Annotated in this window: 12 protein-coding genes; 4 read left to right on the forward strand and 8 right to left on the reverse strand. The window is 46.7% G+C overall.

The features are described from left to right. Positions 1 to 58: 58 nt before the first annotated feature. The 5 genes from QFZ78_RS07695 to QFZ78_RS07715 all read right to left on the reverse strand — a co-directional run bounded on the left by QFZ78_RS07695 (position 59) and on the right by QFZ78_RS07715 (position 9,417). On the reverse strand, positions 59 to 1,729 hold the full coding sequence (locus tag QFZ78_RS07695) for a long-chain-fatty-acid--CoA ligase (protein WP_307546426.1): 1,671 nt from the start codon (positions 1,727 to 1,729) through the stop codon (positions 59 to 61). A 36-nt stretch (positions 1,730 to 1,765) separates the two neighbouring features. Further along, positions 1,766 to 3,538 (reverse strand): acyl-CoA dehydrogenase family protein, encoded by a 1,773-nt coding sequence (locus tag QFZ78_RS07700; protein ID WP_307546427.1) that lies wholly within the window; start codon positions 3,536 to 3,538, stop codon positions 1,766 to 1,768. A 105-nt stretch (positions 3,539 to 3,643) separates the two neighbouring features. Further along, positions 3,644 to 4,828, reverse strand: a complete 1,185-nt coding sequence (locus QFZ78_RS07705; protein ID WP_307546428.1) for an acetyl-CoA C-acyltransferase — start codon at positions 4,826 to 4,828, stop codon at positions 3,644 to 3,646. A gap of 74 nt (positions 4,829 to 4,902) precedes the next feature. Beyond that, entirely contained in the window at positions 4,903 to 7,296 is a 2,394-nt protein-coding gene (locus tag QFZ78_RS07710) for a 3-hydroxyacyl-CoA dehydrogenase/enoyl-CoA hydratase family protein (RefSeq protein WP_307546429.1), read from the reverse strand. Between the two features lie 87 nt (positions 7,297 to 7,383). After that, positions 7,384 to 9,417 (reverse strand): (Fe-S)-binding protein, encoded by a 2,034-nt coding sequence (locus QFZ78_RS07715; protein WP_307546430.1) that lies wholly within the window; start codon positions 9,415 to 9,417, stop codon positions 7,384 to 7,386. A 1,085-nt stretch (positions 9,418 to 10,502) separates the two neighbouring features. Here QFZ78_RS07715 and QFZ78_RS07720 point away from each other — a divergent pair. From QFZ78_RS07720 to QFZ78_RS07730, 3 genes are read left to right on the forward strand one after another with little or no spacing between them, the layout of a single operon-like run. Continuing rightward, positions 10,503 to 11,090 (forward strand): fatty acid metabolism transcriptional regulator FadR, encoded by a 588-nt coding sequence (locus QFZ78_RS07720; RefSeq protein ID WP_307546431.1) that lies wholly within the window; start codon positions 10,503 to 10,505, stop codon positions 11,088 to 11,090. A gap of 38 nt (positions 11,091 to 11,128) precedes the next feature. Then, positions 11,129 to 11,893: an electron transfer flavoprotein subunit beta/FixA family protein gene (locus tag QFZ78_RS07725; protein WP_307546432.1), complete on the forward strand. Its 765-nt coding sequence runs from the start codon at positions 11,129 to 11,131 to the stop codon at positions 11,891 to 11,893. 19 nt (positions 11,894 to 11,912) lie between these two features. Next, a complete protein-coding gene (locus QFZ78_RS07730) occupies positions 11,913 to 12,899 on the forward strand; it encodes an electron transfer flavoprotein subunit alpha/FixB family protein (protein WP_307546433.1) in 987 nt (328 codons plus the stop codon). 63 nt (positions 12,900 to 12,962) lie between these two features. Here the strand turns inward: QFZ78_RS07730 and QFZ78_RS07735 are convergent, their stop codons facing one another. Together QFZ78_RS07735 and QFZ78_RS07740 are read right to left on the reverse strand one after the other, a co-directional pair. Then, entirely contained in the window at positions 12,963 to 14,030 is a 1,068-nt protein-coding gene (locus tag QFZ78_RS07735) for a DUF418 domain-containing protein (protein WP_307546434.1), read from the reverse strand. A gap of 4 nt (positions 14,031 to 14,034) precedes the next feature. Further along, positions 14,035 to 14,604: a TetR/AcrR family transcriptional regulator gene (locus QFZ78_RS07740; protein ID WP_307546435.1), complete on the reverse strand. Its 570-nt coding sequence runs from the start codon at positions 14,602 to 14,604 to the stop codon at positions 14,035 to 14,037. Between the two features lie 174 nt (positions 14,605 to 14,778). Between QFZ78_RS07740 and QFZ78_RS07745 the strand changes: the two genes are divergently transcribed. Continuing rightward, a complete protein-coding gene (locus QFZ78_RS07745) occupies positions 14,779 to 15,201 on the forward strand; it encodes an ester cyclase (protein ID WP_307546436.1) in 423 nt (140 codons plus the stop codon). 22 nt (positions 15,202 to 15,223) lie between these two features. Here QFZ78_RS07745 and QFZ78_RS07750 read toward each other — a convergent pair whose 3' ends face one another. After that, positions 15,224 to 21,331, reverse strand: a complete 6,108-nt coding sequence (locus tag QFZ78_RS07750; RefSeq protein ID WP_307546437.1) for an OmpL47-type beta-barrel domain-containing protein — start codon at positions 21,329 to 21,331, stop codon at positions 15,224 to 15,226. Positions 21,332 to 21,338 lie beyond the last annotated feature (7 nt).

Here is a 21,338-nt window from a genome sequence, read left to right on the forward strand (position 1 = left end):
ATTCCCTCCACTCTTCTTGTAAAGGGCTTCCCCCTAATTGTTAAACAGGAAGAGGGCCTCAAGCCTTCTTCTCTTCCTCTAGTAATTGCCTGCGCAGCACCTTTCCAATCATCGTCTTCGGCAGAGACTGACGAAATTCGACTTTCCTAGGCACTTTGTAAGCAGCCAAACGCTCACGGCACCACAATTCTAACTCCTTTTCCGTTAGCGTCATTCCCGGTCTCAGCACGACAAATGCTTTCACCGTTTCTCCCCGATATTCATCCGGTACACCTGCAACAGCAGCCTCCATTATGGCCGGATGCTCGAAGAGAACCTCCTCAATGTCACGTGGATAAATGTTGTAGCCTCCGGCGATGATTAAATCCTTCTTGCGATCCACAATCGAGAAGAAACCATCCTCGTCGATGCGCCCCATGTCGCCCGTATAAAGCCAACCATCTCTGATCGTCATGGCCGTTTCGTGCTCGCGCTGCCAATACCCTTTCATCACTTGTGGCCCTTTAATGATAATTTCGCCAATTTCCCCAATCGGCAGTTCCTGACCTGAGTCCGAATCAATAACCTTCGTATCTGTATCTGGAAAAGGGATACCAATGGAGCCTATTTTCCGAAAACCCCAAATGGGATTCGCATGCGTAACAGGGGATGCTTCCGTCAACCCATAACCTTCGATTAATCTACCTCCTGTCAATGCCTCGAAGCGCTCTTGTACCTCTAACGGGAGAGGCGCTGAACCGCTTACACAAACATTAATAGAAGAAATATCCACTTCCTTCACGCGCTTATGATTGATTAAGGCAATGTACATGGTTGGCGCACCCGGGAAAATCGTTGGCTTCAGCGTATGAATCGTGTCTAAAATCATATTGATATCAAACTTTGGAATGAGGATCAGCATCCCCGCCCGATACATAGATTGATTCAACAGTACGGTCAAGCCAAAGACATGGAAGCAAGGGATAGCCCCCAAGAATCTTTCTTCACCTAACCGAATACGATAGCACCAATGACTTGTTTGGTACGTATTCGCAATCAAATTGGTGTGAGTCAGCATGACACCTTTGGATATCCCCGTTGTCCCTCCCGTGTATTGAAGAAGAGCGATATCCTCGTCAGCCTTCACATCTACACAAATCGGGGCGCGAGAAGCTTCTCGGAGCATTTTTTTATAAGAATAAACACCATCTCCGTAAGTGACAGCAAGGTTTGCACCATCTTTTTTCATTTTAATCGGATATAACACATTTTTGGGAAAGGGTAAATAATCCTTAATCGAAGTCACAATAACATGTCGAATCGGTGTTTTCCCTTTCGCCTTTTGCACACGATCAAACAACAAATCCAACGTTACAATAACGGTTGCTCCGGAATCCGAGAGCTGGTGAACCAGCTCTCGCTCCACATAAAGCGGATTCGTCATGACGACGATCCCGCCCATCATCAGGGTTCCGAAGTAGGCAATGATAGCCGAAGGGCAATTCGGCAGCATAATCGATACCCGATCCCCCGGGCTAACGCCCAGTTCTTTTAATGCATTGGCAAAACGATAGGACGCTTCCAATACCTCCCGATAACGCAGCGTTTTCCCCAAGAAATACAAGGCAGGTCGGTCCGGAAACTTATGCGCGGAATCTACCAACAAACGTGCAAGATTATGCTTCGGGTACTCGTAAGTCGGCGCCACTTCAGACGGATAATGGCGCAGCCAAGGCTTTGCCTCATTCATACAAAACCATCCCCTTCAGGTTCTTGACATCGATGACTATACGATGAATTTCTCACCCTGAATAACACGTGCGGCGATGTCGCGCTTCAGACCAACCGTATTGACACTGCTGCGTCTGGACAGCTTTTTCAAAATTGACAATTGAGTCCGAAGAACATCTCCTTCTTCCATCGTACTGAGTGCTTCCTTCGCATATGCCTCTATTTTGTCAAATGCTTCATGAACAAATACTGTCGTGATTTGGATAACATTTTTCGCCTTTTCTTCCCCCGCTTTTTCAATCATCTTTTGCGTACGAAGAAGACCGCTTTCAGCAGCGAAAATTTGGATCATGATATCAGCTAAATTACTTAAAACTTCCTGATTTTTTTCAAGTGCCATGCCATACTTCTGCACCGCAAGTCCACCGACCATAAGGAATACCTTCTTCGCCATCGAAACCAGATGCACCTCTTCGGCTAGCGTGCCTTCGAACGTTTGGCCAGGAACGATAGAAAGCAGTTCCGCCTGCAGCGCTTGTGCTTTTTGCAGCAAAGGCAGTTCGCCTTTCATCGCTTTCTTCACTAATGTACCTGGAATGAGCAGCCGATTGATTTCATTCGTACCTTCAAAAATTCGGTTAATCCGTGAATCCCGATAAATACGCTCCACTTTATACTCTTGGATAAAACCGTAACCGCCATGAATTTGCAAGCCCTCATCCGCAACAAAATCCAACACTTCAGACGCGAACACCTTATTAATGGAGCATTCCAGCGCATATTCAGAAATCCCTTTTGATGAATGTTTACCGGCATCAGGGCTCGTATGATCAATATCTTTGAGAATGGTATCGAACAATCCAGTCGTTCTATACACCATGCTCTCCAACATATACGTTTGAATATTCATTTCTGCCAGCTTTTTACCAATCAAAGGAAAACGTGAGATAGGTGTATTAAACTGTTGACGAGTATTCGCATATTTCGAAGCTAATTCAATCGTCTCCTTGGAAGCACCTAGACAACCGGTAGCCAATTTGTAACGGCCAATATTCAGAATGTTAAAAGCAATCAGGTGCCCCTTACCAATTTCACCCAATAAGTTCTCGACCGGCACACGGACATCTTCAAAATAAAGCGGACGCGTCGACGAGCCTTTGATCCCCATCTTCTTCTCTTCCGGTCCCATCGTAAAGCCAGGATCACCTTTCTCCACGATAAAGGCCGTGAAATCAGTTCCATTGATTTTGGCATAAACGATGAAAATATCAGCAAATCCGGCATTTGTGATATATAATTTGGATCCGTTTAAAAGGTAATACTTTCCATCTTCAGACAAACGAGCTGTCGTTTTTGCCCCCAAAGCATCCGAGCCGGATGTTGGTTCCGTTAAACAATAGGCCGCGATTTTCGCGCCTGTCGCAAGGTCGGGTAAATACTTCTTCTTCTGTTCCGTGGTGCCAAAAAATACAATCGGCAGCGTGCCAATCCCGACATGCGCCCCAATGGACAAGGCAAAGGAAGAAGCACGGGCGAGATTTTCACTAATCACAGTTGAGCTTACTTTATCCAACCCTAGTCCACCATAAATCTCGGGCACATCAGAGCCAAGTAATCCGAGATCACCCGCGCTGCGCATCAGCTTTACCGTTAAATCATAATCGAGCTTTTCCAAATGCTCATCATTCGGCATGACTTCCCCTGACACAAAATCACGCGTTGTTTCCGCAATCATGCGATGCTCTTCGGTAAAATCCTCCGGGGTCACAATATCATGAAAATCCGTATCTGAAATAACAAAACTACCGCCTACGACTTTCTCCGCCATGGTTCATCTCTCCTCTAAATTAATTGTACAAGGGTAAATATTAGGATTCATGAGGGCCTAGATAGACTCGCATGAATCCGTTCTTTTTCCATTTATCTGCTTCAATTAAACGGGATGCACTTCAAATACTCCGGCAGCTCCCATCCCGCCGCCGATACACATGGAAACTACACCATAACCGCCGCCACGACGCTGCAGCTCATGAATTAAGCTCGTTGTCAGCTTCGCGCCCGTGCACCCGAGTGGATGCCCGAGGGCGATGGCGCCACCATTCACATTCACCAAATCTTCATTTAAGCCTAACTCGCGAATAATATGAACACATTGCGAAGCGAACGCTTCGTTGATTTCAAACAGATTCACTTGGTCTTGCGTGATACCTGCCATCTGCAAAGCCTTCGGAATCGCCTTCACAGGCCCGACGCCCATAATTTCCGGCTCCACGCCGGAAAGCGCGAAGGCCTTGAACGTCGCCAGCGGCTTCAACCCGAGTGCTTCCGCGCGCTCGCGGCTCATCAGCACGGCCGCCGCTGCGCCGTCCGACGTTTGTGATGCGTTGCCCGCCGTCACAGAACCGCCCAAGCTGAACGCAGGCTTCAGCTTGGCAAGCCCTTCCACGGATGTATCGGGGCGAACGCCCTCATCCATGGCAAACACGAACTTCCGCTCGAACGCTTTGCCGCGTTCGTCAACGCCCTTCACACTCGTGCTCACCGGCACGATTTCGTCTACGAACTTGCCGGCTGCTATCGCTGCGGCAGCTAATCTGTGGCTCCGCGTTGCGAAGCCATCCTGCGCTTCGCGCGAGATGCCGAAGCGCTGCGCGACTTCTTCGGCCGTGTGGCCCATGCCCATATACACCTCGGGCATGCTTTCAACCAGCCCCGGATGCGGCGAGAGCTTGAAGCCCGTCATCGGGACGTGGCTCATGCTCTCAACGCCTCCGGCGACAATCACCTCCGCGTGGCCGAGCATAATGCGCTCCGCCGCATAAGCGATGGCTTGCAGCCCGGAGGAGCAAAAGCGATTGACCGTGATCGCCGGCACGGTCACCGGGAAGCCCGCATACAGCGACATCGTGCGGGCGAAGTTCAGCCCTTGCTCGCCTTCGGGCATCGCGCACCCGATAATGATGTCCTCGACATCACCTTTGTCGAGCCCAGGAGCACGCCGCACCGCTTCTTCTAATACGGCTTTCCCCAGATCCTCCGCTCTGGTTTGAGCGAAACTGCCTTTCTTCGCGCGACCGACTGCCGTGCGCGTTATCGATACAATGACTGCTTCTTTCATCGATTTCACCTCATTATGAGTAATAGGCATACACCATTCGGGGCTTTCTAATTAGATAGGCAAGTTCTTCTCTCTTAGTTCCGCAGTGCTTTCCCTTTGGAAAGCATGTATTGCATACGCTGCTGTGTTTTCAGCTCTCCACAAAGACTAAGGAAAGCTTCACGCTCTAAATCGAGCATATATTGCTCTGTGACTAACGTTCCTGCTGGCACATTCCCTCCTGCAAGTACGTGCGCAAGCTTATTCGCGATCAATTGATCGTGCTCACTGATATATCCGCCTTGGCGCATCGTATAGGCAGCAATTTGCATCACCGCTTTGCCATTCTCGCCAACGACACGGATTTTCTCTTGGGCAGGAGGTATATATCCCGCTGCTTCCATGCGAAGAACCGCTTGCTTCGCTTCATAAATACGATGATCCGGATTCACAACGACCGTATCCCCAGCACGCATATAGCCAAGACGTTTCGTGTCATGACCGCTCGTCGACACCTTTGCCATTGCCACCGTTTCAAAAATCGCATTAATCCACGGCTGAAGATCGACCTCAGGATCACGAACCTGTTGACTTGCTAGAAGTGCTAACTCCTTACAACCGCCACCGGCAGGAATTAAGCCAACTCCCACCTCAACGAGTCCATAATACGTTTCAGCTGAGAAAATGATTTGGTCTGCCGGCATGCAAGCCTCAACTCCGCCACCAAGCGTCATCTTGTGCGGAGCAGCAACAACTGGCTTTTCCAGCCTTTTGAGCTTCAGCATGGAGTTTTGGAATAAACGAATGATGCCGTCCACTTCATCCCACTCACCATCCTGCGCTTCCATTAACAACAGCATCACATTGGCGCCGACACAGAAGTTTTTACCTTCGTTAGCGACAACCATTCCGCGATAGTTGCTGCGTACTTCGTCCACGCTTTGCTGAATCATCGTGAGAATATCGGCACCAATGGCATTGTTCGGCGAGTGAAACTCTAAGCAAGCAACCCCGTCACCAATGTCAATCAAGCTCGCTCCGCTATTGGAGCGGATGACTTTATTTTGCTGTTTTAAAGAGGCAAGTGAAATGAGTTCTGGCCTTGTTTCAACGCCGGAAAACTCATTTTTCAGATAGTAAAAAGTTTGGCCTTCCCTGCTCTCATAAAAGCTGTCATGACCCGCGGCAATCCAAGATTTTACCCAATCAGGCACCTTACTGCCTTCCGCTTCCATTCGTTCCACAGAACGTTTCAATCCAATGGCATCCCACGTTTCGAAAGGACCGAGATCCCAGTTAAAGCCCCATTTGAGCGCATTATCAATCTCGACAATTGAATCTGCAATCTCATCTAATTTCTCTGCGGAATAGAGGAGCACTGGCTTCAAAATGTTCCACGCCAGATCCGAATAGCGATCTTTGGCACCGAGCAAGGCCTTTATCTTCCCTACCGTACCTTTGGCCTGCTTCGAAGCTTCCAAAGAGCCTGAACTGATTTTGCGGCTTGCCGAATATTCCATGGTATTTAAATCTAGGGATTGAATTTCTTTGCCAGCTTCGGACTTCACTTTTTTATAAAACCCTTGGCCTTGCTTCTCTCCGATCCAGCCTTTTTCTACCATTGTTCTTAAAATGGCCGGTGTATTGAAAACTTCCTTCTCCGCAGGGTCAGTCACAAGATCAAACACGTTATTGGCCACATGGACGAATGTATCCAGACCCACCAAGTCCAGCGTACGGAACGTCGCGCTCTTAGGACGGCCCATTGCCGGACCGGTTACAGCATCCACTTCTTCGACGGTGTATCCATTTGCAAGCATTTCACGCAAAGTAACCAAAAGCCCATAAGTGCCAATTCGGTTGCCGATAAAATTCGGCGTATCTTTCGCTTGAACAACACCTTTTCCAAGCTTCCTCTCACAAAAATCGGTCATAAAAGCAACAACTGCAGGGTCTGTCTGTTCATTTGGAATCACTTCCAATAATTTCATGTAGCGAGGCGGATTAAAAAAATGAGTGCCAAGGAAATGCTTTTTAAATTCAGGGCTGGCGCTTTGGACCATGGCGTTGATTGAAATGCCCGATGTATTCGAGGAAACAATCGTTCCCGGCTTCCATACATTTTCAATACGGCTGATGAGCTGCTGCTTCGCCTGCAAATTTTCCACAATAACTTCAATAATCCAATCCACGCTTCCAAGCTTCGCTAAATCATCCTCCAGATTACCTGGTGTAATGCGTTCAGCGAAAGCTTCACTGTATAGGGGAGCTGGGTTCGTCTTCTTGAGCTTATCCATCGCATTAAGAGCAAATCGATTACGCACCTTAGGATGATCTAACGAAAGGCCGGCAGCTTCTTCTTGCGGCTGCAGCTGGGCAGGCACCATATCGAGCAATAACACAGGAATGCCTACATTTGCCAAATGGGCAGCGATACCGGAGCCCATCACACCGGAGCCGATAACGGCCGCTGTACGAATCTTTGTCATATGGAAATTTCCTCCTACATGATTTTTTCAGTTTTCGCATCAACCTTGACAAAAACGCTCGCCCTTTGGGCTGCGAAGTCGTTAATCCTAAGGCGTTCCAAACACAGACAAGGCAAGAATTTCAGCGATGTCTCTCGCTTTAACCTGTTCCTCGACCTCCTTAAGCTTCGTTCCATCCTCCACCATCGTTAAGCAATACGGACAAGCAGAACTGATAACAGTGGGTTTCACACTTAAAAGCTGTTCAGTGCGTGCTACGTTAACGCGCGTTCCTGCGGTTTCTTCCATCCACATCATGCCGCCTCCGGCACCGCAGCACATACTGTTTTCGCGAGAACGTGCTTGCTCAACCAACTCAACCCCTGGAATCGCTCGTAGTACATTGCGCGGCTCTTCATACACTTCGTTGTAGCGGCCTAAATAGCAAGAATCATGGTACGTAATACGCTCTCTAACTTCATGTTGCGGCTTAAGACGCCCCTCTTTCACCCACAGATCCAACAGCTCGGTGTGATGGAATACGTCTGCCGTAAGGCCAAATTCGGGATATTCATTTTTGAATGTATGATACGTATGCGGGCACGTCGTTACGATTTTCTGAACCTTATACTTTTGAAAAGTCGCAATATTGTCCGCACACAGCTGTTGGAATAGAAATTCATTGCCCATCCGGCGAGGTGTGTCCCCGGAATTCTTCTCCTCATTGCCCAAAATGGCAAAGGTGACACCAGCTTCCTTCATCAATTTCACAAAAGAATGCGTGATCTTGCGGCTGCGATTATCGTAAGCGCCCATGGAACCCAAGAAAAACAAGTACTCGAATTCAGGATTTTCCTTCACTGTACGCACACCGAGTTCATCATCCGGATCTACTTCTTTGACCCATTTCACACGATCATTCCGGCTAATACCCCAAGGGTTTCCTTGTCTCTCGATGTTTTGCAGAGCACGCTGACCATCATGAGGCATGATGCCTTGCGTCAGTACAAGATGTCGGCGCAGATCGATAATCTTATCCACATGCTCATTCCCAACGGGACATTGATCCTCACAATTGCGGCAAGTTGTACAAGCCCACAGTTCTTCTTCTGTTATAACGCCGCCAATGAGCTCAACTTCAAGCGGGTTATGGGTACTTGGACTAGCGAAAGCAAAAGCTGGAACCCATGGTGACTTCGAGGTAATGGCGGCGCCTTTTTCCGTCAGATGATCACGAAGCTTCGTAATCAAATGCATCGGCGACAGCATCTTGCCTGTTGTATTCGCGGGACAAACATTCGTGCAGCGACCGCATTCCACACAGGAGTAGAAATCAAGCATCTGTTTCTGCGTGAAATCCTCGATTTTGCCTACACCGAACGACTCCGCCTCTTCATCCTCTAGATCAAGTGAAGCCAATTTACCAGTAGGTTCCGTGCGGCGCAGCAAGATATTGATTGGTGCTGTAATAATGTGAAAATGCTTCGACTGCGGTACATAGATTAGAAATGAGAGTAGGATCAGCAAATGCATCCACCAGCTTATATAGAAACCAACCGTAGCCGCTGTATGCGACATACCGCTAAAAGCTGCTGCGAACAGAGATGAAATTGGTGCAAATGCAGATGTCTCCATCCCTTCTTTTATTTGTTCAAACCCACCGCTGACGACGACAGATAGCATCAAGAAAAAAATGAAGAATATAACGATACTAGGCTTCCAACCGCGTTTCAGCCGTTTTAGCTTTTCTACATAACGGCGATAAGTCGCATATCCCATGGCCAGTAGAATCAGCGCTACCGTCACTTCCTGCATCAATGTGAAATAATCGTAACCTGGCATTGGTAACCCATGGCCAATTAATCCCTTCAGAATGAGATCCAGCGCCCCAAGCTGCAATATAATGAATCCATAAAAGATCACAATGTGCATGATGCCGCTCTTCTTATCCTTCAAAAGCTTGGTCTGGCCAAATACTTGAATCGCAAACTCCTTCAGACGCGCCTTCGCTTCCGTTTTCAAATTCACTGACTTACCGAGTCTAATGTACAAATAACGATGATAGACAACACGGCCAAACAAATACACCGCAAACCCCGTAACCGCCAGAAATAATAGAAACTGAATGAGTGAACCGGTCATTGAGGACCCTCCTTAGCGTTTTGCTTTAGCAAAACTTTCTTCATAAGCGTGTTCTGCGTTTTCGTAAGACTTCGTATGATTTCGTAAGATTTCGTAAGAAAAAGCGTAGCAAGTTCCATTAGTAAGTTCCCTTTCTAATCCATTTAAAGTCGAAGAAAACTCGATTGTTTTGAGCGAACCAGATAATAAGAATCGAGCGAATCACACCTTCTTGCTCGAAATCCAAGTAAATAAGAGCCTCTGGAGACTGCTATTTCCTCATTTTCTTTGACTTCTACAGATATAGGAGTCTTTAGGGACTCTTATTCCACATGAATCACACCATCTTGTTCGAAATCCAAGTAAATAAAAGCCTTTGGAGACTGTTATTTCCTCATTTCCTTTGACTTCTACAGATATAGGAGTGTCTAGGGACTCTTATTCCACATGAATCACACCATCTTGTTCGAAATCCAAGTAAATAAAAGCCTTTGGAGACTGTTATTTCCTCATTTCCTTTGACTTCTACAGATATAGGAGTCTTTAGGGACTCTTATTCCACTTGAATCACACCATCTCGCTCGTCATTCAGATAAATAAGAGCCTTTAGAGACTGCTATTTCCACATTTTCTTTGACTTCTACAGATATAGGAGTCTTTAGGGACTCTTATTCCACATGAATCACACCATCTTGCTCGAAATCCAGATAATAAGAGCCTCTGGAGACTGCTATTTCCTCATTTTCTTTGACTTCTACAGATTTAGGAGTCTCTAGGGACTCTTATTCCACATGAATCAAACCATCCTGCGCGAATCCAAACAATAATGAGCAAAAACCTCTATCCACCTACTGAAATCCGGAGCCTCACTCACCTCAAAAAGTAACCGCTTACATTCAACTATCGTAAAAAAGCAAGTTCCATTTGACCCTATTTCCAGAGTTGAAAAATGCTTCATTGTGAAGTGTAAGCTGGCAAATCTTCCTACTTGCTTAATCAGCTGAATAAGTCGTTGACAAGGCGTACTGCGTATTTTATGATGAGATTACGAAAATGAATGAGTATTCATTCACCGATATTTGTATTCTAACACCGAGGTGATCTCCTTGACAAGTGGCAAAAAACCAGACAAGTATTACGCAATACTCGAAGGCGCTCTGAAAGTGTTTGCTGAGCATGGCTTTCACAAATCCCAAGTATCCCGAATCGCCAAGGAAGCTGGAGTAGCCGATGGCACCATCTATCTTTATTTCAAGAAGAAGGAGGATATCTTGACCAGCCTGTTTCAGGAGAAATTAGGCGAGCTTGTAGAGAAGCTCAATCATGGGCTGAACGAACAAATGACAGCTAGAGAAGCACTAGACAAAGTATGTGAGATTCATTTCAGTGTACTGGAAGGGAATATTCATCTTGCTTACCTCACCCAAATCGAGCTCAGACAGAGTGATCTCGAGCTACGCAAAGAGATTGGTCTTGCACTAAAGAGATATATTATCCTCATTGAAAATATATTAGAAAAAGGTAAGAAAGACGGCAGTTTCCGTCCTGATTTTGAAGTGAAGCTTGTGAGGCTTCTCATTTTTGGCGGCATGGATGAAGTCGTTACTTCTTGGCTCATTTCCGGGCAGAAGTATTCCTTAACCGCTCAAGTTGGGCCTACCATTGATTTTTTCATGAAAGGCATCGAGTCTTAAGGTCTGTATAACATGTATATTCAGGAAGGGGCTTGACTATGGACATTTTTGTATTGTTGAAGCAAACGTTTGATACGGAGGAAAAAATCGTCCTGCATAATGGGGCCGTTCAAGAAGATGGCGTGAAATTCGTTATCAATCCTTATGATGAATATGCGGTTGAGCAAGCGATTCAAATTCGAGATGAGCTCGGCGGCAAGGTTACTCTGCTCTCCGTTGGTCCCGAACGTACCGCTGAAGCACTACGTACTGCTCTGGCGATGGGGGCTGATGAAGCCGTTCTTATCTCCGATGAGCGCATTAAGGGCGATGAGTTCGAAGTGGCTGAAATTTTGGCCAACTATTTGCGTGGGCAGTCCGTCGATCTTCTATTGGGCGGTAATTTCTCTGTCGACAATGGGGCTGGGCAAGTCGCTATCCGACTCTCCTCCCTGCTAGGCTTACCTCATGTTGCCTCTATTACGAAGTTGGAAATTTCCGGAGGAAAAGCGGTTGCCCACCGCGATGCAGAAGGCGACATCGAAGTGATCGAGGTACCTCTCCCTGCTCTGTTCACAGCACAGCAAGGCTTGAACGAACCTCGCTATCCTTCACTTCCTGGGATTATGAAAGCAAAGAAAAAACCGTTCCAGCACTTATCGCTTGATGATATAGAGGGCGCTGAATCTGCAGTCGCCAAAACAGAACGATTGGAATTAACCCTGCCACCTGAACGCAAGGCAGGCCGCATTCTAAAGGGCGACCTTCCACAGCAAGTTACCGAACTCGTGCAAGCATTACGCAACGAATCCAAAGTGATCTAAATAAGGGGAGGCTACATTTATGAGCAAAACATTTCTCGTTGTTGCAGAAGCACGCGGCGGCAAGCTGCGGCAAGTATCTTTTGAAGCGTTACGCGCAGCGCAGCTTTCCGCTGCTGAAGGCGATGCCATCGCCGCAGTATTGATTGGTGGCGCTGGAAGCAAAGCGCTTGCTGGTGAGCTTGCAGCTTATGGCGCAGACACCATCTATGTCGTCGAAGACAACCAGCTGGACAGCTACAGCTCGGAAGCCTATTCGAGCGCTTTGCTGGCTGTCACGGACATCGCCCGGCCAGGCGCGCTCTATTTCGGCCACACAGCAGCAGGCCGAGATCTCGCACCGCTGGTCGCGGCGAAGCTCGCAGCTGGCCAGCTCTCTGACGTAACGGCTATCTCGCGCAGCGGGGATAGCGTGCAGTTCACGCGACCGCTTTACGCTGGCAAAGCCGTCGAAAAGAAAGCGTTTACCGACCCGAATGGCACATGGGTCGTCACGATAAGACCGAACAACATCGCTGCATCCGAGCCTGACACTTTGAGTCGTCAAGCTGAGGTCATCGATGTTGCTTACCCCGCTCCCTCCCTGCGCAGCATCATAAGGGAGGTCGTCAAGAAAACGTCCGGCACCATCGACTTGGCAGAAGCCAAGATCGTTGTCTCCGGCGGACGGGGCGTGCGCAGCGCCGATGGCTTCCAGCCGCTCGAAGAGCTGGCTGCCGTCTTAGGCGGCGCTGTTGGGGCTTCCCGCGGAGCCTGCGACGCGGGCTACTGCGAATACGCGATGCAAATCGGCCAGACCGGCAAGGTCGTGACGCCGGAGATCTACATCGCGTGCGGCATTAGCGGCGCCATCCAGCATCTTGCCGGGATGAGCTCTTCGCGCGTGATCATCGCGATCAACAAGGATGCTGAGGCGCCGATCTTTAAAGTCGCCGACTACGGCATCGTCGGCGATCTGTTCGAGGTCGTGCCGCTGCTGACCGAAGAATTCCGCCGTTTACTCCAGTAGCTTTTACGAAAACAGCCTGATTACAGATCATTTAAGATCTGCAACCAGGCTGTTTTTTCTATCCTAGAATTTCCGCATCACCAATTCCAGCGGTCCTCGCTTAAATTTACGTTTCCAGATTAGTGAGAATACAATTGCGACAACGAAATAGGTCACAGCATACAGCATCGAGAAGATTAAGGAACCATTTTCTAGAATACCGAATATTTCAAGAATACCTAGCCCCACAATGACATGCGTGACATAGTGTGTCAATGTCATCTGCCCTGTCTCGATGAGCGCATGGACGATACTGCGAGCATATTTTCTTTCAGCAAGATAAATGCATAATAAGATAACTAGAATTGCCGAACTCGTTGCTGAGGACATGTAAAGCATATTCGGCGGCATCGGCTTTGTTTGAAATAGATACACGGCTATTTCCGTCCCGAGATAAGTACCTCCTATTTTCAAAGCAGCTAAGGAAATTATCTCACTCCCCACCCATGCAATCAGCGAGATGATAAGCCACTTTTTCCTAACGCTTGCTTCCGAAAATTTTAGCCTACCGAACCACATCCCGACTAGAAAGAAGCAAAACCAGGGTATCGCTGGGTGAAAACCATTGAACCATGTATTCCGTAAAAACCCATTCACAGTCCAGAAATCCAAATAAGTATGAAAAGATGAGTCCCAGCCTGCTGTATAGTCGTATTTCAATAGGAACCACTGTGCACTTAACCAAATAATAACAGCTGCACCCAGCAGCATTTTACCAAAAGCACGTATCAGAAAGGAGGCTATAAACAAAAACAAAGCATAATAATGCAAAATGTCAGCGCTCCATCCAAAAAGGATCAATATAAAACCTAAGAGAAGTAGGTATAACGATCTTTTCCAGACGATAACTCTTTGCTTACGCAGTAATCCCGTATCTCCTACTCTTGCCTTTCGTGTCATAATCGTAAAACCAATCCCTGCTAACACAACAAAAACGGCAGAAGCCCTTCCCTCGAATAAACTGGCGAACCAAGATAGCCACGCAGGGCCACTGCCCTCTGCCCCCATTGCGATTTTGAAATTGACAAACATCATACCCAGTATGGAAATTGCTCTTGCCAAGTCAAGCCCTGTTATTCGTTCTCCGCTCACGTATTTATCTCCTATTCCACACTTGCTCCACACTATATTGCCACAATCGTTCGTAATCAAAAGCGAGTCCAAGCGTCATATAGTTGTCGATTTGGTCGATCACTAGTGTCAGCATCTCGGCTTTTACACTTAGATTTTCCCCACTAATTACGCCAAGATTCACTCCGTGCATGAATAAAGCAGTAAAGCCTTGAACATACGTATCAATGACAGCTTTAACAGCTTCGAGAATCCTCTCATCTCTAGTGCTTTGAATCATAAATTCTTTCATTATCAATGAATAATGAGGATCGTTACGCTGCTCTTGAATCATTTTCAGGCCGCATGTAATGAAATGCTCTTTGAAGTTGTCGGTCGTAAATTCCTTTATCGGGAAAAAGGAATCAAACCGAATCTCCTTGCACACCTCTTGAAGCAGCGAATGAAACAGAGCCTCTTTCGAGGAAAAGTGGTAATACAATGCTGGTTTTGTTATGCCAACTTCCTTTGCAATCATGGATAAGCTCGTTTTCTCAAACCCATTTCGGGCAAATAGGCGATAGGCTTCATTTAGAATTAGGTCGTAGGTCTGCATCGTTTCCTCCTTGTTTTTACTTACCGTTAGGTAAAATAATACCCATATTTTTCTAGTAGAGCAAGATATTTTTGTATCCTAGTAAAAAAAACGAAAATCTCTCTGAAATTAATCAGTGAGGTTTCGTTTTCATGTACAATATATGCATAAATCAATTTTGTGAAGAGGTGCCCTATGACCACATTACCATCAGAAATCGTACGCCAATTTTTTGAAAAAATTCGCTCCGGTCTTGCGCCGGATACAGCTAATCTCTACATGGCCGAGCAGGTGCTTGCTCATCAAATGACCGCAGAAAACGAAACCACCGTTCGCCGAACACCAGCTAATTATGCGGATCACGTTAGGGAAATGATCGCAGCCTACGGTGATTTCCACTTGGAGGTACAAGAACTTATTGCACAGGATGATCGTGTTTACGTACGCTGGAAACAGACCGGCACTCATATTGGAGAAGTTGACGGCTTTCCGCCAACTGGCCAAACTGTTATAGAGATCGCCAGCGCTGTTTATCGCATCGAAAACCAACGTATCGTAGAATATTGGATTCAAATCGATCGTGAAGGCATCCGCCTGCAGCTCCAAAGAAATGCTTAAGTCACTTCTGTTTTCCCATTGTTTATTTGTTATGTGGCACGCGAACTGTGCTTATCGATGTTGCTTGATTACCTGCATTGTCGGTTATCGTGTAAGTAATCGTGTATATTCGCTCCGTTCCATTACCTAATCTTTCCGCCCGTAACTGAAATGAAGTAACGGGCATGCCTATGTTAGCCTCAATGTCACCCTGACCACTATCCGGTTCATTACTTGTAATGGAGGTTAACACTACGGAAGCGACACCTGACCAAGCATCACTCGCGTACACCGCAGCATGAACCGTCACCATCTCATGATTCGGCGGCCATATTGACGTTTTATCTAACTGAACAGTGAGTAATGGTGCTGTTTGGTCAATTTTAAACTCCATTGTTTTGACCTGTTCGACATTGCCTGCGTGATCCGTGCTGCGATAACTGACCTTATAAGTTCCTTCAACAAAGGCAGGAATGGAACCGGTATAGGTTATCCAAGCCCCGTTATTTACTTGATATTCTGTTTTTGCTACACCAGATAAATGGTCATACACGGCTATGCTTACCGTTACTTCAGATGTATACCATCCGTTGCTGCCGTTTGGAGTAACCGTACTTAAGGAGGCACTGCTTACAGGAGCTTCCATATCCCCCTTAAAATAAGCCCAATCCGTCTGGATTCCTACTAGCAATGCAGGTGCGCTGGCGTTTTCAATCAAACTCCCAGCTTGGGTTCCAATGGAAATCCGGGTTCCTTTCATTAAGCTTCCTGTAAATCCATTCAATTGACTTTTTTTCAAGATCCCTTCCGTCAAGACTCTTCCCGACTCACCTGGTATAATCCGCTCTAGCGCGATGCCTACGAAACTCCTAGGTGAATCAGCAGCGCTCATGAGCCGCAGCGTGGTATTGTCGGAATCAAAACGCACAGCGGCAAATCGAGGAATGCCAACCTGGGTATTATTTTGTAAGGTTAACTGCTTATCTATCACCTGAGGATAGTATTCCGTACCTGTAACGTTATACTCCGCCGCTCTCCCTGAAGCACCTAGCATGCCATTCATTTTTGCCAAAATGTACGTATTGGACTGATTTGTATAATTTTCATTAAAAATGATCGTTTTGGTTGTTCCATCTTCAAAGATCACTTGAAGTGTCTTATTAATGATGGTACAGTCCCCCAGCCTTCTTCCGAGCGTATTATTGACTTCAATGTTAGAATTCAGACCTACTTTGATGCCGGATATGTCCCAATAGCCGTATAGATAACCGCTCTGGCCACCTCCTCCGTCTCGAGTTTCATACTGACCTAGAATAGCTGGTACTGCATCACCGCTGACCCTTACACTCGAATTACTGCCTGTGGATTTACTGAACAAGGCTAGTGCCCTTCCCCTGTGCTCATCCGAATAGCCAATAGGTGTACTGTTATTAAAGGTAACCTTATAATCCGCATGATTCGCATATTGGTTTTCTGGTTTTTGTGTAATCCAAGGCGAATCGTCCTGAACCATGTAAGTCCCAATAATCTCTGTGTTGTTGAAAATAACCTCATCTTTGGTCCCACTGCCTAGCGATTGTATGATGATTGGTTTCAATGTCTCCGTAGAAACAATTTTGCTGTCGTTAATGATATTGATCTGGGGTTTGGTGAAATCCTCCCGATTATGCACATACCAGCCATCAGCTTTGGATACAAATGTGCTGCCATACACAATCTCCGTTACGCCGCTGGCTGAACCATAACCCCAAGCATGAGAACCTACCCCGCTGATCCCTCCCCATACCTTGGCCGGGTCTAGGTCTGCGGGTGGAGTAACCCCCGGATGCGCTGCCATCCAATTCTGGCGATACACGACAGCTTCCAGATTGCCGTAATGCTCAATATGGGAATTTTTCACGATATGGATAGCATCCTTATTATTGCCATTGTCTTCACTGTGAATCGGATATCTCATGTTTTTGGCGGTGACGGTGAGATTCTCCAGATTTGCTGTTGCCTTCAACCATACGGTCGATTGATTGGTAATTTCACTGTTCGTGGCCGATGCAGCATTCTCTCCCTTTAGGATAACTTGTTCCCTATGCGTTCCTCGAAGTGTAGTAAACGGCTTTACCACCCAATTTTTCTCCGTGTACACGCCCGGATAGATCAGAATGACATACTGCTTGGCAGAGCTGCTATCCTGTATGCTATCATTAGCCAATTTCGGAGAGATATAATCGCCGGTTCCATCAGGCTTCACTGTCAAGGTGACTGTTTCGTAAACTCCTTCTCGGACTGTTACAGATGAAGCAGCCGTTTTGCCGCCATCCACTGTTGTAACCGTGATATGAGCGATTCCCTCCTTTTTCCCGTAAACAGCGCCATTCACGTCCACTATAGCCACCTCAGGATTGTCCGAGCTCCAAGAAACTGTCCTTTCTACCGCATTCAGAGGCTCAATGATAGCCCTCAACCTCGCTGTTGTTCCAGGATTAATTTCCATAGCCGTTTTATTCAGACTAATTCCCGAGACTCTAGCAGGGATAGGATCATTGGCATAAGTCACCGGCCGAATCTCCACGTCGTCCAGATAGTAGCTATCTGCCGCTGCTGGAAAATCCGTATAGATATACATGGTCAAATTGGTAATAGCGCCGGTTTCATTTAGCTTGAAATACCCTTCTGCCTTTTTCCAAGTAGAGGCATCCATCGCAGGCCCTGTTACCATCACCACCTGTTTGGTCTCTCCATTCACTTTGTACTGCAGACAAATCCGCAGCTTCTCCCCCGCTGTGGAGCCAGCAGCCAGCTTACCCCAAGCCGAATAATAGTATTCTTTACCATTTTCGACACCGGGGAAAAGAATTTTTCCATAAGCATACTCCTTGGTTACTTTTACTGACTGATGTCCGGAATGGTACTCCGTGGTATTTAGCTCAGCAGCGACTCTTTCACCCGAGTATGGCAGAGTACTCATTTCCATCCCTGGGTCTATTAATATATTATCTCCTGCTATCTTAAATGGGCCGGAAACATACAAGGTCTCTTCTAGCGCTTCCCAAGCAACGTTGTAACCAAATAGTTCGTTTAAATCATCAGGTGACACCAACAGATCATAGCTCGTCGTCACAGGAACATGCTGTAAGGTTACAGTTGTATTTCCTTTATAAGCTGTAAGCTGTCCAGGTACGACCCGAATAACGTGGCCATTCTTTATCGCTAGGATAGCTCCGGTATCATCTCGTTCCGTCATAATCCCGTCCTTCGCCAGAACTTCAGCCAGCGGCAGCATGACGCTGCCGTCGATCATTTCCAGCGGAGTTACGGTTTTTATCGGTTGTCCATTCAGGTATATTTTCACTCCCGCAATAGGAACCTTCACCAATCCAATCTGGTCAATGCTGAAATCACCCGTGGTCGTAATGGGATCGAAACGGATTGCTTGGATATTTCCCGTCCACTTCTTGTTGCTCCACATGGGAACATAATAGTCCGTGTAACCGCTGTCATTCGGCTTTACAAATAAACCGATTCCTTTGGCTTCATTCCATGTTTGATCCGTTTCCGTAATGAAATAAATTTGTCCTGCCGTATCACTGGAACTATTTTTCATCCGGATATGGATATAGGGGTTTTCTTCTGCTGATATCCCTAAGGCAGTCGGTGAATGAAGACCTGGATCACTTCCCGTTGATGATCCTAAATAGTGTCCTCCTGCTATGCTTACCTGAGAGACTTGCTTCGCTACCGTCCAGCCTTCACTGTCCCCATCTGTGTTGAAATCCCATAACTTGCTGTACGTAATTGAACTAATATCCGTTATGGGAGGTACGTCCACTGTTTTTGGAGGAACAATCCGCCCTTGGGGATATAAACCTCGGACTCTCTCCTTCTGCGCCTCTGTAGGTACCATATCCGAATGTTCTCCGCCCTCCGTAAACACATTACGAATCGCGTTCAGATACTCGAACCCGTTTAATCCGGCAGGCATGATAAAGTGGCCTTCTCCATATTCATTCCAGTTGTCCAGAAGAACCATTTTCCGGCCCACACTATTTGCTGGCAAAGATGGCACAAAAGTGTCCTTCACCCATTGGCCCGTTGACTGGAACTCCTCAGGCGTCGCATAATATCCGGCTGGGCCATCCCAGGCACGATCGTCCCTTCCCATGCTGACAACGGGAACCACATCCATGGAACCGGCATCTCGTTGCTGCTCCAGCTTTGTCTTTTGCAATTCTTCTTTCCCAGCAAAAGCTCCCCATGAGTAGGCAAACATCGCATCTAGTCCGGCATCATTCTTCATTTCTTGTATCAAGGAAGCGTCAGAACTTGAATTGGATATTAGAATAATAACATCATCGAAACCGGCATCTCTGGCTGCCTGTCTTACATATTCCACTTCTGCCTTAACACCTGCCGCAGTGCCTCCAAAATTCCGTTTCAAGCCAGAGTAACTAAAAATCCCAATGATAGGCTTATTGTCAACAACGACATACCTGGGATCTTTAAAATAGTATTCCATCCAATAAGGCACTACATTATTTCTGAAATCCTGGCTTCCACTAACTTTGGAGGATGAAGCCTCCCACATGATCATAAAATCGGCTTTGTCGCTGTACTTGGCATTGAAATAACCATCATGAAGCGCCGCACCCAGGCGAGGCTCCTTAATCGGCTTTCCTTCTGACCCTGTCGGTCTGTACCAACAATACATCTGGAAGTCAATGCCATGCTCCGCCATCCATTTGATTTCCCAGTCTGCTACTTCCGGGTTGCCTTCATCATAATAACCAAGATAAGGCTTCCTTTCTGGATATGGATTGATCCGATCCCATCCAAGGTGCTGCCCTTCTCTCCACAAAGAACAAGCCTGAGCTCCTACCAGCTCATCATCCGAGTTAGCGGGAATAGGTGCGGGCACATAATCCAGAGGCTCTGCCTCCTCGTGATACAAGAAGATATCATCCAGCGACATGCTTCCCTTATTTGAGCTTCCGATTGAAAAGTTAACGCGATTAACACCGCTAAACGGGATGTCGATTTGCTCCACTTTCAATTTGCCGTTGAGATAGAGATCCGCTTTGCCGGTCACTGTATTTAATTTGATTTTTACATGATACCAGAGGTTTGGAATGTAGTCGTAGAAGGCCACATTTTGGCCGCTTGCGTTCTTATAAGCAAATTTCCCGTCTGCTGTAAGCCATTGGAAGACTGTCGAATTTTCATTTTTTAGCGTTGCTGAGAAACCATCCATTTTAACGGGAATCAATACTTTGTACTCATAAATCAAGCTTCCTTCCTGGGAAGGAAGGGATTTCTCCATACTCATCTCGCCAGTCGCATTCGTCGCGTTCATCTTCAGACTAAACACATCCGGCGGCTTTGAATTATCCATTTTCTCCACAGCAATCACACCGCCGTTCGTCTGGGACTGCCAATCTTCAGGTAAAGGGCCTTGAACCGTGGATATCAATTTCTCATTAATGGCATACCCTTTGTGAATCTTTACCGGAGCAAAAAATAGGTCTCCCGTTGTTACATCACCCGTAATAACGAGAAAGTTATCTATCAATGCCACATCGTTCGTAAAACTCTTCTCCGATGCTTTTACGATACCGTTTACATAAACCTGAACTTTTTTTGCATCCAGATTAACGATTACTTTGACTCCGTATTCGACATTAGCGTTGATAGTCTGGAGGTTGTGACTGGCATCACCTGTTTCCAGAATTAAACTTCCATTCTTTACCCCAAGGCTGACCCCTTCGGTTCCTCCGCTTCGAAGCTGCCACTTTACGCCGTTTACGACCGTTGGCATCTTAAAACGGTATTCCAGGGTAAGGGTTCCCGTATTCTGAGATCGCATTTTTTTATTCATGGATACGGGAAGTACATCACTTGTGTCACTGATTTTAAACCAATTGTTAAAACTGTAGGAAATCGATCCTCCAGCTCTTCTCACATCCCATCCGCTGGGTACGATGTCACTCGGTTCGTAGGAAGTGGCAAGGTTAGAAAAATCTTCATCCAACAGGTATTCCGCTTTGTCCGGAGCAGTTGTTGTTTCTGCATAAACCGTGGATGTTTCCCATGGATTTACAGTTAAAGTGGCCAACATGCATACCATCATAAGAATCGCAAACAGCTTGCGCCTTGTCTCCATATCACTT

The sequence above is a fragment of the Paenibacillus sp. V4I5 genome (assembly GCF_030817255.1).
Lineage (GTDB): Bacteria > Bacillota > Bacilli > Paenibacillales > NBRC-103111 > Paenibacillus_E.